Annotated in this window: 10 protein-coding genes; 5 read left to right on the forward strand and 5 right to left on the reverse strand. The window is 68.0% G+C overall.

Annotated features, from left to right (window positions below):
- Window positions 1-188: 188 nt before the first annotated feature.
- The 5 genes from OG912_RS33110 to OG912_RS33130 are packed head-to-tail and all read right to left on the reverse strand — an operon-like array spanning window position 189 to window position 9,115.
- Window positions 189-1,469, reverse strand: coding sequence for a TIGR02679 family protein (locus tag OG912_RS33110; RefSeq protein ID WP_327712491.1), 1,281 nt, complete (start codon window positions 1,467-1,469; stop codon window positions 189-191).
- Window positions 1,466-5,722, reverse strand: a complete 4,257-nt coding sequence (locus OG912_RS33115; protein ID WP_327712492.1) for a TIGR02680 family protein — start codon at window positions 5,720-5,722, stop codon at window positions 1,466-1,468. The genes OG912_RS33110 and OG912_RS33115 overlap by 4 nt, the downstream gene beginning before the upstream one ends.
- A complete protein-coding gene (locus tag OG912_RS33120; RefSeq protein ID WP_327712493.1) occupies window positions 5,719-7,044 on the reverse strand; it encodes a TIGR02678 family protein in 1,326 nt (441 codons plus the stop codon). The genes OG912_RS33115 and OG912_RS33120 overlap by 4 nt, the downstream gene beginning before the upstream one ends.
- Window positions 7,041-8,669, reverse strand: coding sequence for a TIGR02677 family protein (locus tag OG912_RS33125; RefSeq protein WP_327712494.1), 1,629 nt, complete (start codon window positions 8,667-8,669; stop codon window positions 7,041-7,043). The genes OG912_RS33120 and OG912_RS33125 overlap by 4 nt, the downstream gene beginning before the upstream one ends.
- Window positions 8,609-9,115 (reverse strand): transposase, encoded by a 507-nt coding sequence (locus OG912_RS33130; RefSeq protein ID WP_327712495.1) that lies wholly within the window; start codon window positions 9,113-9,115, stop codon window positions 8,609-8,611. The genes OG912_RS33125 and OG912_RS33130 overlap by 61 nt, the downstream gene beginning before the upstream one ends.
- Before the next feature lie 341 nt (window positions 9,116-9,456).
- On the opposite strand from OG912_RS33130, the gene OG912_RS33135 reads away from it, so the two are divergent.
- The 5 genes from OG912_RS33135 to OG912_RS33155 all read left to right on the forward strand — a co-directional run bounded on the left by OG912_RS33135 (window position 9,457) and on the right by OG912_RS33155 (window position 13,573).
- Complete coding sequence (locus OG912_RS33135) at window positions 9,457-10,377, forward strand: hypothetical protein (RefSeq protein WP_327712496.1); 921 nt, start codon at window positions 9,457-9,459, stop codon at window positions 10,375-10,377.
- Window positions 10,378-10,682: 305 nt separating this feature from the next.
- Window positions 10,683-11,513 carry a PIN domain-containing protein gene (locus OG912_RS33140; RefSeq protein WP_327712497.1) on the forward strand — a complete coding sequence of 277 codons (831 nt, stop codon included), beginning with the start codon at window positions 10,683-10,685 and terminating at the stop codon, window positions 11,511-11,513.
- Window positions 11,514-11,863: 350 nt separating this feature from the next.
- Window positions 11,864-12,586 carry a hypothetical protein gene (locus OG912_RS33145; RefSeq protein WP_327712498.1) on the forward strand — a complete coding sequence of 241 codons (723 nt, stop codon included), beginning with the start codon at window positions 11,864-11,866 and terminating at the stop codon, window positions 12,584-12,586.
- A complete protein-coding gene (locus tag OG912_RS33150) occupies window positions 12,528-12,830 on the forward strand; it encodes a transposase (RefSeq protein WP_371604326.1) in 303 nt (100 codons plus the stop codon). Before OG912_RS33145 ends, OG912_RS33150 begins: the two co-directional genes overlap by 59 nt.
- Window positions 12,827-13,573 (forward strand): IS3 family transposase, encoded by a 747-nt coding sequence (locus OG912_RS33155; RefSeq protein ID WP_327712499.1) that lies wholly within the window; start codon window positions 12,827-12,829, stop codon window positions 13,571-13,573. Before OG912_RS33150 ends, OG912_RS33155 begins: the two co-directional genes overlap by 4 nt.
- Window positions 13,574-13,596 lie beyond the last annotated feature (23 nt).

Below are 13,596 nucleotides of genomic sequence, written 5' to 3' on the forward strand. Positions count from 1 at the left end.
GCAGGAAGTCGTGAGGAAGAGACAGGCGTGGTTTGGCCGCGGCCATCGGACTCCAATCGTCGGCACCGACCCGCGACGTGATCCTCTGGTCAGCGCCACCCGGGCACGGTGTCGTATCAGGTGTGAGCGTCAATGATGCCGAAAGGGACTGACAGTCCAGGTGAGTTCGGCATGATGCTGACGTCGCACTACACCTGGCATGACAGGTCTGCCACCAACAGATCGAGGGTGGCCTCCTCGTGGAGCGCGACGCCGAGGGCGGTCATGGCGGGGGCGAGGTCTGGGTCCCAGTCTGCGTCGACCGGCCCGCCGTCGAGAGCCAGTTGAGGGATGGCCTCGGATTGACTGCGAGCGGCCAGGCGCTCGTAGTCCGCAGTGTCCATGCGCCACGGCAGGGCTTCGTAGCGGCGGATCACCCGGTTGGCCAGCGCGATCCCCGGCCAGTCGAAGTCGCCATGGTACGCGAAGCGGCAACCCGTGGCGGCGAGGGCGTCGAGAAGCGTGAAGACCACGGTGGCGGCACTGCCGGAGGTGCACACGATGGGCCGGACGCAGGCGGCGTCCGCCGCGGCTTCCACAACACGCGGATTCTCACAGATGTGGATGAGCGTTGCGGCGGGGAGCTGCAGCCGGAAGTCACGGAGGTCGCGTGGTGTGACATGAACTTCGCAGTGATGGTCGGCCCGCTCCCGCAGAGCACGCTCCCGCCAGCCCTCGCCGACGGGTCGCAGCCCGTAGGTGAGCACCGTGCTGGAGACCTCGTCCGGCGTGACGGACACCAGCCGCCACAGAGCGCGTCGGCCGGCGGCGTCGTCGGGGAACTCGGTGCCATGGGCGAGGGCGACGCCGCGTTGGACGACGCGTGCGAGCCAGGTGCCGTCGTCAAGGCCGTGGGCGGAGCCGGTCGTCATGGCTGCGAGTTCTCCTCGGCCGCGCGTGCCGTTGCGTTCAGTGCCTTCGGGGCCGAGGAGAGCGGTGAGGACTTGGACCGCCTGCTGGAGTGTCCATATCGCCGCTTCAGGTGTCACTCCTCTCGGAACACCGGTACGGCGCAGCAGGTCGTACCACTGCTGAGGCCATTCCTGGTCAGCGAGCGGGGAGGCGTCCAGTGACGAAGAAAGGGACGACCACACCCGCTCCCGCCGCGCCGCCACGTCCGCGCGGGCGGCACGGCGGTCGGTGAGTGGCGGTCCGAGTTCTTCCAGAGTCCGTCTGAGTCCGAGTCCGGCGGCTGAAGCGCGTAGCCGTGCGTCGAGCACGTCGAGCCGTATGGTCGCAGCGGCACCTGTGAGGGGTTTGCCCAGTAGGAGGGACAGATCGTTGCGTTCCTGGGCGTTCATCGCGGTCAGCCGGAGCGAACCCGTGGCCTGTACGCCGTTGCTCTCCAGGCGTTTACGTGCTCCCTGCCACAGCCGGGCGAGTCCGGGTCCCTTCAGCCAGTCGCGCGTTGCGGCGGGCAGCCCGCTCATACGGACACCAGACGCCGGTGCCGACCGTTCCAGGTGTAGTGCAGGGTGGCCACCCCGCGTACGTGGGGATCACGAAGGCACTCGTAGATGTGCAGGGACGGAACCTCGGGCCAGTTGCCCATGAGCCGCTCGCTGGTGAGGACGAAGTCGAGATCGAGGTCGACGAGGATACGGCCCAGTCGGCCGTGGGTGGGTTCATCGACCTTGGCGAAGGCGTCGTCCAGGAGGATCAGGCGTGGTGCGTGAGGTGCCGATTCGGCGAGGCTGCTGAAGTGGGCCGCTGCTGCGGCGAAGAGCACGAGGTAGGAAAGCACGCGTTGTTCGCCCTGGCTGAGCCCCGTCCGGCCGGTCAGTTTCCTACGGCGGCCTGGGGCCGCGTCCTCGACCACGAAAGTGTGGAAGCGGAACCAGTCGCGGTAGTCCAGCGCGGTCCGCAGATGGGCGGCGTAACCGGCCGATGGGTCGGCACGACGGGCGTCCTCGATCCGGCGATGCAGCACCTCGCGCAGCTGCTCGGTCTGCTCCCGCGTCCTGAGGCTCGACGGACTGCGCAGCAGCTCGACGGCCGCGCGTACATCCGCGTCCACATCCTCGTCCAGCTTCCACAGCAGCTCGACGCCGAGGCCGTGGGAGGTGCGCACGGTCCGCAAGGTGGCGTTGAGAGCCGCGACCAGGTTCGCAGCGGTGATGACCTGCGCCGAGAGGTGGTCGCCTAGCTCGCCGGTCAGGAACCGCTGGAAGACCTCACGTTCGCGCTCGGTGAGCCGCCCTCGGGCCTCCGTGGCCTGAACCGCGATCCGCTCGCCCACAGCCGCGACGTCATGAGACCCGTGGTCGTCGACCAGCCGACACACTTTGATCCCGTGGCGCTCCTCCAGCTGCGCATCGAACCCACCGGCCAGTTGATCTCGAAGATCGGTGTGACGGTTGAGCAGGGTGCTGTCCGACACCTCGCCCTTCGGGCGGCCGAGGGCTTGCTCCACGGCGTCGGCGAGGGCCCGCAGCGCTCGCAGACGGCTGCGCACGTCCGCGCCGGGATCGTCCGACACGTACTCGGGCAGCGAGGACCGGTCGAGGCCGGCGCCGAGCACCACCTCCGGTCGGCCGAGAGCAGTGCGAAGAGCGCTGCCGGTGTCGATGACCGTCGTTTCCTGGTCCGCCAGGGTTCCGCGCAGGCGCTTCTCGTCCTCTTCCGCGCGCACGCGCTGGTCGTGGAGGTCGTCGCGGGCTTTCTGCGCCCCGGGCAGGGCGCGGTCGGCGTTCGCGATGCGCTGTTTGGCCTCCTGCTCGCGGGAGAGGATCTCTTCCTCGGACGATCCGATGGCCTCTTCGCGGGTACGCAGGTCCTGCTCAGCGGTGCGCAGTCCGGCGAGGTGGAGCCGGTAGCTCTCGTCCGCGGCCAGGCGATCCCCTTGGGCTCGTCCGTACCAGTCGGCATCGGCCTGGTTGGTACCGAGCCGCCCACCAGTGCCGCTGACGGCCCTGCGCAGATGCCCGATACCGCCAAGCAGGCCGGTCAGTGCGGTGCGCACACTGTCTAGGGTGGCCGGGTCGCCGGGCAGGTCGTGGGCGGTCGCAGTGGAATCCGCCTCGGTCCGTGCCGATACCGCGAGAGCGCGTGTCTCCTCGGCCAGCCGCGCCGCGCGGGTCGCCTTGGCGGTCAGGCCGCGCAGGGTCCGTTCTGCTGACTCGGTTCTGCTCCATGCGTCCGCGAGATTCCGTGCCCTGGGGAAATCCCGTTCTGCGAGCGTGAGAGCCCGACGCGTGGCATCGGCTACGGCGAGCGCTTCGCGAACGTCGGCCAGCCGCTGTTCCGTCTGCGTGGTTCGCTCCTCCAACTCGGCGAGGATGCGACGCCGAGTCTCGGCCCGTACGGCGGCCCCAACGTACTCGGTGTCGCCCTTGTCGTAGCGACCGGTGAGTACGCCCAGACGCCAACTGCCGTCGAAAAAAACCGCATTGTGTGCGGAAGTCTCTTGTGTCGATGCGAGTGCAATGCTGGCCAGCAGACCCTCAACCTGCTCGGTTGTGATGCCGCAACCCGGTTCAGGGGCTGGGCGCAAGGCCGAGGCGAGAGTCGGTCCGTCGGACAGCACGGGACCCTGCCGGAGAAGGGTGTCCCGGATGCGTGAATCGAGCAGGACGCCGTCCGCACTCACCCACGCGTCCAGGATTCCACTCGCCTCCAGCGCCCCTTCCAGACCAGCTCGGTCGGTCGGCGCCAGCTCGTCCACGAAGTCCACGAGCCGGTAGAAAGGTGCTCCACTGCCCGGCTTCCTCGCGGCGGCACGATGGTGTGGGGCCGGCGGCTCGGGGTCGGTACGCCGCTCCCAGTCCCGCTTCTGCTCCGCCAGACGGTCGAGTTCCTCACCGAGTCGGCCGACGTCGAGCGCCAATGTGTCCCGGCATCCGGTGAGTTCCTCGCCGTACGGCTCCAACGCGGCCTGAGCGGTCCGCCACGCATGGCTGTCGATGTCGGGCGGCAGTGTGCGGTCTACGAACGGCGCGTCAGTAGAGGTCTCGTGGCCGACAGTGGCGTGGACGGCGTCCAGCGACGGCAGGTCGGGACCCAGTGCAGTCCGAGTGCGCACCGCCCACTCGGCGACTTGACGGGAGTAGGCGCCGCTCTCCTCGGCGACCTTCTGACGGCTGCCGTCGAGGTGGCCGACGGCCTCTTCCGCCTCGCCCTCTAGCCGTTCGCGCTCGGCATCGGCCTGAGCTGCCGCGCCCCGGGCCTCGTCCGCCCGTGCGATGAGGCGGGTCACCTCCTGCACCATCCGGGCCCGATTTCTCGCGACCGTCTCGGCGTCCTGCAACTGGTCCTGCCAGGACCGCAGTCCTTCCTGAGCCGTGACCGTGTCCACGCGGGCCGCCGACCGGTGCCGTACGGCGCGCGTCTCCCCGTCCGGAGTCGTCAACGCGGTTTCGGTGGCCTGGGCGAGAACCGTTCGCGGCAGGGCCACCGCCTCGCCGAGATGGCCGGTGGGAAGTCCGGCCTTTTCCGCCTGCGTCAGCAGCTCCCGATGTTCGCTTCCCAGCTCGGCCAGTCGGCTTCCGAGGTGTTCGACGCCTTCGGCCAGTCGCTCGGCCGAGCCCTCCTCCGTATCGTGCGCGTTGCTCAAGGTCGTGAACGCAGCCGCGGCGGCGGTGTGCAGCGCCTCCACCGTGCTGCGGCGCTCCGATAGTTCGCGCAGGCTGCGGTAGGCGTGACTGGCGTGCAGGGCGGCCAGGTCGGTCCGGGCGTTCTGCTCTTCGTCGCGCAGGGTCTCCAGTCGGCCCTCCGACTCCTCCTCCTGCGTCCTCAGGTCGCTCGTCCGCTGTGCGGCGTCTCCGGCCGCCCGGCGCCGCTGTGCGAGGACGCCCAGCTCGTGGCTCACGCTCTGGGCGGAAGTGCGCAGGACCCCGGCCAGGTAGCCGCGGTAACTGGTGAGAAACGTGCGCAAGGCCGCGTCGGTGCGTTCAAGGCGGCCGAGTTCGTCCCGTACGGCGTCGAGGTCGTGGAGGTTGCGCGCTACCTTCTCGACCACGTCCTCGTCGAGCCCTGGCAGGGTCTCGCTCAGCAGGGAGACCAGACCCCCGTGTTCGATGCGGTCGCCGACTGTCGGGCGCCGCAGCCGGTGGAGGAGCTGTGTGAGGTTGCGGTAACGCGTCGCGTCGGTGATGCCGAACAGTTCCCGGGCCACTCGTGAGCGGTGCTGGACCGCACGGTCGGTCGTGTTGTCGGAGCCGACGATCTCCTTGAGCCGGTCGACCGGTAGCGGCTTGCCCGCCTCGACCAGATGCAGGTCCTCACCGATCCGCAGCGGGGTGACGAAGAACGTCGGCAGTGCCTTCTGCGTCGACTTCGAGGCGCGGATGGCGGCGCCGAGCGTCAGGTGGCGGTGACCGCCGTCGTCGGCTGTGCCCCGGAACTCCACCCACAGATACCCGAGACGGTTGGTCTGCTCGAACCCGTCCAGCATCAGCCACGCGAGCGTGGTGCGGCCGGTGCCTGTCGCGTCCAGTGCCCGGGAGTCGCCGTCCAGAAGGTACGGAAGCAGCGTCTCCAGGGCCTTGGACTTGCCCGCACCGTTCTTGCCACGCAGCAGCAGCCGTCCGTCGCCGAAGGAGAACTCCTGCTCGTCGTACTGCCAGACGTTCTGGATGCCCGCCCGGTGCAGCCGGAAGCGGGTGCCGCCGTCTCTTGTGGGGCCGACGGTTGTCGCAGCTCCGGAACGCGGCAGCGGAACGAGGCCACGCGCGTCGGTGGTCATAGCGGCAACTCCTCCTGAACGTCTGTGTCCTTGCCGACTGCGGTGGCCGGGCGCACCATGACTTGGGTGGCGTAGCGAGCCGCTGCAGCCAGCAGCACCCAGCCGTCGCCGCCGGGCCGTGCGCCATGGACATCGGTCACCGTGCGTCCTTCCGATGCCTCTTCGACGTACCCCTCCGGCAGTCCTTCGCCCTCGGCGCGCAGCCGGCCCGCGCGGGCCATCAGCCGCATGCGGACCAGCAGGTCCAGTACGGCCTCTCGCAGGGAGGGAAGGTCTTCCAGGTATCCGCGTTGCCAGTTGCTGCGTTGCCCGTACTCGGTGATGAGCTCGGCGAGGACCTCGTCCACCAGGCCGTCCGGGACGGCCACCCCGATGATGAGTGTCCCGCCGGTCGCCGGATGCCCCGGTTCCTGCGGCCGAAGGCGTTCCACGAGCCGTTCCGCCAGCAGCAGCGCGGCCTGTGCGACGGTCCCCGTGCCCGGCAGGTGCAGATCCGTGAGTTCTTCCTCGGGGTCCACCAGCGCCACGCCCTCGGCACGGATCTCCATCTCCAGACCAAGGAGTTCGGAGAAAGCCTGGGCCTCCCGGCGCTGCCGGGTGCGCAGCCAGTCCCGCTCGGCGTCCGTGAGCTCGTCGAGGTGGACGACGGGTGTCTCGACGAGCATCCGGCGCACGTAGGTGCGTGGTCCGCCGAAGCCCGGGTCCGCTGCCCGCCGGACCAGGTCGGCGCCGTTCCGAGCCTGGGAGAGCGGGCCGGCGACGACCACGCGTGCCAGCTCCCGGTCTATCGTGATCAGGGCTTCGCCGCCCGCCTCCTGCGCAAGTGCGGCCACCTGGCCCTCGGTCTCGATGAGCACGCCCCAGTCGACGAGCTGGCGCAGAGCCGCGACCAGGGTCCGCTTCCCAGCCGCCCGGCCCGTTCCCTCCAGCTCGATCCCGGCGTCGGCCGAGGCGGCCCTGATGTCGGCGACCAGGTGGGACAGCAGCATCTGCTCTGGCGCAGTCACCAGCACGGACAAGGCCAGCGCGAGGCAGGCGTACGTCTGTGGGGTGAACGGGGTGCCGGTGGAGCGCTCCAACCGATGACCCGAACCCGCCCCCAGCCCCGCCTTGAACAGCCGGGCGTAGGAGCTGTCGACCAGCAGGCGGTAGCCAAGCACCTGCTGGAACCGTTTGCCCAGCCAGTCGGCGTGCCGGCGGATCAGCGGGAAGAGGTCGGCGTGGGGGCCGTCCGACGCGACCAGCGGGTGAGCGAGCAGCAAGCGGGCAGCGGTGCGGCGCTCGGCTGCCAGGGCTACGTCGTGAGTCGAGGGGAGGGTCATGACACGCTCGCCTCCGCTTCGCCGTCGACCGCGGCGGAGGTGCGGCCGATGTCCAGCTCCAGGTCGTCCAGCAGCAGGTCGCCGTCGGCCGAGTACAGCATCGTTCGCGTGCCTGCCGTCCGGCGCACGGTGAGGCGGATACGCAGTTCGGCGTCTTCACTGCTGGCCGACTCGAGGTCGAACCCCGCCGTCCTCTCCCCGTCCGTGCTGACGGGCCTGCTGAGCTGTGCGTTTCCGAGCGCTGTGGCCAGCAGCTCCAGAAGCAGCCCGAGCGCCGCCGAGGTGAGTCGTACGTCGGCGAACCGGCCGGACGCACTGCGCAGTTCGTCGGCTGCCGCTGCTCTGGCCGCTGCCCGCTGACGGGCTGCCTCCCTCAGCAGCCGCTTCTGCGCGGAGTGGTCCTCTACCGCTGAGGCCCGCCCCCGCTGGGCCCGGCTGCCTCGCTCGCGCAGGGCCACCGGTACCTCGACCACCGGACCGGTCCACCAGCTCGTGTAGGCGGGCACCACCTCGTCGGTGGCCGGAGGTATGCCCAGATGGCGGGCGCCGTACAGCCCGAATGCGGCGACGGCGATGTCGTGTGCGTCCCGCGGAGCCGCTTCGTCGAACCAGCGGGCCAGCCGCAGCAGATCCTTGCGCCGGGACATCTCCCCGGTGGCTGACCGCAGCATTCGCTTGGCGTTGGCGAGCAGCGACTGCAACGCGCGCAGGGTGGCGTCGCGTAGCTGGTCGACCTGGCTGCCCTGGCCGTCGGTGTTGCAGAACCAGCCGCGCAGGCTCTCCCAGTCCGCGAATTCGCGGCCGCGGCTGCGCTGGATCCGGATGTCAGGGCGGCTTTCGCTCTGCGCCTGCGTCGAGATCCCGTTGAGTCCCTGGGCGTGGGAGTCCAGCCGGTCCAGCAGAGCCGGGATGTGCGGCCACAGCGTGTCCAACGCCGCCGAGATCCGGGGCGCTCGGAACGCCACGTCCTCCGTGATCGCCTCGACGTAGTCCAGGAGCAGTTCCTTGAAGCCCTGGTACTCGGCGCTGTCCAGGTCGTAGCGGGACAGCACCTGGCCGAGGTAGGCGTAGAAGTCGCGTATGGAGTCCGCGAACTCGGTGAACTGCACGAACAGCGTGCTGATTCGCTCCAGTCCGTCCTGCGGCTCGACGCCGCCCGGCGCGGTCACGAGGTCGGCCAGCTCCCGTAGTCCGCGCTCGACCAGGGCCAGCAGTTCGTTGCTGACCTCGCGGGCGGCGTCGGCCTCGGTCAGCACCCCGTCGGCGTCCCGCTGGATACGTTCGCCCAGCTTCGACAGCTGGTAGCGCGAGCGGGAACGCTGGTACTCGCTGATGCTGGACGCGTTCACCGTGTGGCTGCTGCGCAGCAGGTTTCCCCAGGCCACCAGCTGTTCCAGCCGGACTGTGAGGGTGTCGGCGTCGAGCCCCGCGGCGAAAGTTCCGGCCTGGCGCAGTTTCACCATGATGTCGGGGACGGCGAGATCCGCCAGCAGCGTTCCGCAGAAGACCCGCATGATCGCGACGTGCTCCAGCCGCTCGGGCGCGCTGAGGTACGTGTACGCGTTTAGCCGCCGCCGTGCCTCCTCGTGGGAGTCCTGGCCCGGACCGGATTCTGATGCCCCCATGCCGGTGAGGTTACGCGGAGCAGCCGGGCGCCGTCGTTGAGTGGCCGAAAATGCCGCGGACGTGTGCCAGGCTTGATTGTTGCGAAGTCCGGCTGCATCAACTGGACGTGACGGGCAACCCGCCCCCAGCCAGCTCTCTCACGAGCGGGTAGATCCTTTTCCGGCAGATTCGCTTGCGATAGATAGGCCGCAGCCCCCCGCAGGATCTCGTTCTCCTGCTCCAGCAGTTTGATCCGCCGCCGTGCTTCCTGAAGTTCCGTATTCTCCTGACTGGCTGTTCCGGGCTTGGTCCCGTCGTCGATGTCCGTCCGACGCATCCACTTCCAAAGCGTCATCGGGTGGACTTCAAAGGCGGTGGACACCCGTTCGACCGTCAGGCCCGCGCGGCGGTTCCTTGCGACCCGCACGACGTCTTGGCGGAACTCCTCCGGATGAGGCTTGGACACAGCGAAATCCGTCCCACCCGCCCCACAAGGCAAGCCAGTTCGGATGTCACCCGATTCGTGTGGCAGACCCGCTGAATATCTGCTTGCGAAGCGCAGGGTATGCGCTACCCTGCGGGCAGGAATGGAGCCTGGGACGGTGCCTGGGCCACCTCCGATCGTTTTGAGGTACGGAGCGTCGGAAAGCGCCCTCGCCCCCACCTCCTACCCGCTTCCTGCACACCTGTTCTGTCCGGCCGTCGTGTGCCGGACGGCCGAAAGGCGTTTCCTTGACCATCTACTCTCAGCATGCCACTCGTGGAAAGACTCAGATCCTGGCGACCTACCAAGGTCCGGACGGCGTAGTGTCCAAGACCCTGACAAGTCTTGCCGAGCCTTACCTTGCGGTTCCGGTCGTCGACGCCCTCAACAGGATCTCCGCCTTCGCTACCGTCCCTGTCAGCATCCACGACCGCCGGGAACGGCGTGTGGGCTACTACCCGCGCACGCACCTCGCCTCCCTGACCGATCCTGCCGCCCGCCCCAACCTTCTCGGCGGCGCCCACAGTCTCTGGTACGAGTACGTCTGCCTGCGGCTTCACCAGGCGCTGGCCGACCTGGAAAGTGCCGTGGCAGTTCTCCCCGGCACGGTTAGCAGGGCGATCCGATCCGAACTGGATGAAGAGAAGCACGGGTTGCAGACAGGACTCGCAGAGTTCTCGGGAGCTTCCACCGAGGATGAGCCGGAGACCGAGCGCTGCTGGGAGTTCAGCCACCCCTTCGTGAAGTACGACGACGGGCTGGACACGCTGAGCGACGAGACGCGCGAGCAGCTCGACCGACGCGAGTCGGGATTCACCTCGGAGGAACGGGAGAAGGCGGTCGCTGCCCTCCGGGTGCTGGTCACCGCGCACGCCCAGGGCGGCGACGTGGGGGCTTCACTCGACGACCCCAGCTGTCGCCTCTTCGTGGAGCCGTACGACTCCGACGGCTTCTACCTGACGATCGAAGCGCCGGAGCCAGGCGACGACGAGACTTCGTGGGAGATCGAGGTCGGCCGATGGGTGCCGGACGATCCCGAGGAGGAGCCCGGGAACCACACCAGCGCGACAGGCCACGACATGGTCGGCTGTGCCCTTCCGGTCGCGCCGACCGCCGAGGAGATCGCTCATCTGCTGAAGTCCGTGGACGAGAAGCCGCTGCTGCTCGCCGAGTGGGCTGAGTCGCGCGTGGGAGCGGTCCTCGCAGGGACGGCGATGGTGGTGACCGAACGCTACGTCTCGTGATCGAGTCGGCAAGGAAGGCGTGATGCTGACGTGGTGGGGACTGGGCACGGCTCGCCACGCATGCCGAGTGGATGCTGCAGCCGTGGTGGTCACCTCGCGAGGTGACCACCACGGCTGGGCAGGCGTGCGTTGGGATCCGGATAGGCTGGGGGTTGCCTTAACGGAGTTTGGTGGAGTCGAGGGTCAGCAACTTAGACAACTGCGGAGCATGCATACAGCCGCAAAGTGGGTCTGTTATCCCGGATGTCTGGCGGGGATGCCGAGAAAGTCCTGCAGTGGGCGGGTTGGCCTGACATCATCCGCTGATGATCGTCACTCCGATACCCGGAACCCACCGGGACAACGTGCTCAGCGCTCTGCGATCCGTCTCTGCGGCTGCGGGAAACCTGGAATCGCAGCACCACGGCTCGGCCTACGGCCGTCTCCTGGCTTACCTGGAGTGGGCCAACGATTCCCTGCGCCTGTTGGTCGGCCAGATCAGTGCGAGCGACATTGATCGTCTGATCAGGACTCGGATGTATCAGTCCCTGCTGGATGGTGTGGGGCATCTGGCAGGCAGCGACCAGCAGCGGTTGGTGAACGGGCTACTTACCAACGAGGTTAGGGAGCGCGTAGTCGCTCTGGATGCGGCAGTGGATGCTTTCCAAGGGCAGATGCAGCGTTGGCCGGCTATGACTTCCGTGCTTGTGCTCGACACCAGCGTGTTCATCAAGCATGAGACGAAGCTGGAGGACACTGACTTCTTTGTGCTTGCGGGCGCTGGAGCTGAAGCGGTTCGGGTGACGGTGCCGATGGTGGTTGTCGACGAGCTGGACCGGCTGAAGGAGTCGAGGGATAAGCAGGTCCGGTGGCGGGCCGGGTACAGCCTCGCGGTGCTGGACCGGCTCCTGGATAGCAATGAGCGCCTGGGTCGGGTGAAGGTCGAGGTGTTCTTCGACAACCCGGGGCATGTGCGGCTGCCAGACGAGGACGACGAGATCGTGGACCGGGCCCTCGCAGTGCACGCGATCGCGGCCGGGTCGGTGCAACTCGTTACGTATGACACGGGGATGTCGATGCGGGCGAAGTGGGCGAACTTGCCGGTTCTGAAGCTGCGGACGGACGCGGGTACGGGCCCGGAGCCGGAGACGAGGTGACCACGCAGGCCAAGGCGCAGGGCTCTTGCGTTCGTGCTCGGCAGCGTTCTTGCAGTAGCTGCCTGCTCTGCTACCTCAGGCGTGTCCGATCGGGTCGGGCGGTGCCCCGCTGCTTGTCTGGAAAACGTCGTGGCTGAGGTCTGCCGCATTGCCTAACTCGTAGTGCTCATGGACTCTGGAAGGCTTGCCACCGTGGCGGGCGTTTGGGGGATGTGATGGTACGCCCGGCAGTACGCGATGGCAGCGATCCCAAAGCTGTCCGTGACACTCGCGTGTTGGTCGACTGTCTTCAAGAGCTGGTGCGAGGTGCTTACCGGCCTGTCAGGAACTGCAGCAAATACCCCGAGGTGGTGTGGCTTGCAGATGTTCCAGAGGGGCTCGTCCGCCGCGCGAAGGACGCTGACTCCCGCATCATGGTGGTGAAGCACCGTCCGCCCCTGGGAGCACCGCGGTTGCCGGCGATTCTGCAGGGACGCGTATCAGTCGAGACCGCTGCGACCGCCGCGGCGGAGCCTCCCGAGCTGCTCGACGATGCGTCGGTCGTCAGCGAACAGGCAGACCCCTTCGCTGACCAGGACATGGACCCGAAGGCATTGGAAATCGGTAGCTCGGAGGTGCGCAAAGCCTACGAAAGCTGGGCCAGCCGATGGAAGCGGTGGGCGCAGGAAGAGCTGGCTGCTGTGCCGCACCGCCGTCTGCACCAGCAGTTGTACCGGATTGCCAAGAAGGTTCAGCAGGACGGTGACTCTTTCGAAACAGTCCTGGCAGTAGGCCTTCTGCAAGTAGGGGCCGAGCGAACGTCGGTTCGAGTGCGTAGGCACATTGTGACCGTCCCTGTCACCCTCACGGTTGATCCGAATTCGGTCAACGTCACTGTGTCTTTGGTGCCGGGTCAGTCGCGCCGCTTGGAGGACACCGAGTTTCTCAGCGAGTCCGATGGTTTGGGCTTGATCCGCTTTGACGGACATTCGAGATCTGGGGTTCAGCCCCGGGAGGATGTCCATCATGGAGAGCATGGGGAAGAAGAAGCCTCGCCGCCCACGTCGTTCGTTCACGCCGGATTTCAAGGCTGAGATCGTCGGTCTGTGCCGACGAGGCGACCGGTCGGTCGGTCAGGTCGCCAAGGACTTCGAACTGACCGAGACCGCGGTGCGGGACTGGGTGAAGCAGGCCGAGGTCGACGCGGGCGAGCGCAACGGGCTGACCAGCAGTGAGCGCGAGGAACTGGCCGCGTTGCGGCGGGAGAACCGTCGGCTGCGTGAGGATGTCGACGTCCTCAAGCGAGCCACAGCTTTCTTCGCGAAGGAGACCCGGTGACGGTGCACCCGTTCATCGAGGCGGAGAAGCGTGCAGGTCACAGCGTCAAACGGGCGTGTGAGCTGATGAAGGTCTCCAGGACCGCCTTCTACGCCCGTCGCTCCGGCCTGCCCGGCCCCCGGGCGGTGCGGGATGCGGAGCTGACCGAACAGATCACCGAGGTCCATGCGCGATCGCGCGGGACCTACGGGGCTCCGCGCGTGCATGCCGTGCTCACACGCGAGGGTGCCGGGTGCGGCCGCCGTCGTGTCGCACGACTGATGCGGGCCGCCGGGCTGCAGGGCCGGCACCGTAGACGACGGCAGGCGACCACGATCCCGGATCCCGGGGCTGCTTGGCGCCCCGACCTCATTGCCCGGGACTTCCAGCCCGACCGCACCGGGCTCGACACCCGCTGGTGCGGCGACATCACATACATCCCGACCGACGAGGGCTGGCTCTATCTGGCCACGGTCATCGACATCGCCTCCCGGCGCGTGGTCGGCTGGGCAACCGCCGATCACCTGCGAACCGATCTGGTGGCCGACGCGCTGAAATCTGCCTGCCGGCAGCGTCGCCCCACCCGTCCCGTGATCTTCCACTCGGATCGCGGCTGCCAATACACGAGCCGGCAATTCGCCTACCTGGCACACCAGTTCGGAGTTCGTCTATCGGTCGGCCGCACCGGTCAGTGCTGGGACAACGCGCTCGCCGAGTCGTTCTTCTCGACCATCAAACGCGAACTGCTCGGCACCTCCGCCTAGCCCAACCGGGTAACCGCCCGCAC

Origin of the sequence: Streptomyces sp. NBC_00464, assembly GCF_036013915.1 — a bacterium.
Taxonomy (GTDB): domain Bacteria; phylum Actinomycetota; class Actinomycetes; order Streptomycetales; family Streptomycetaceae; genus Streptomyces.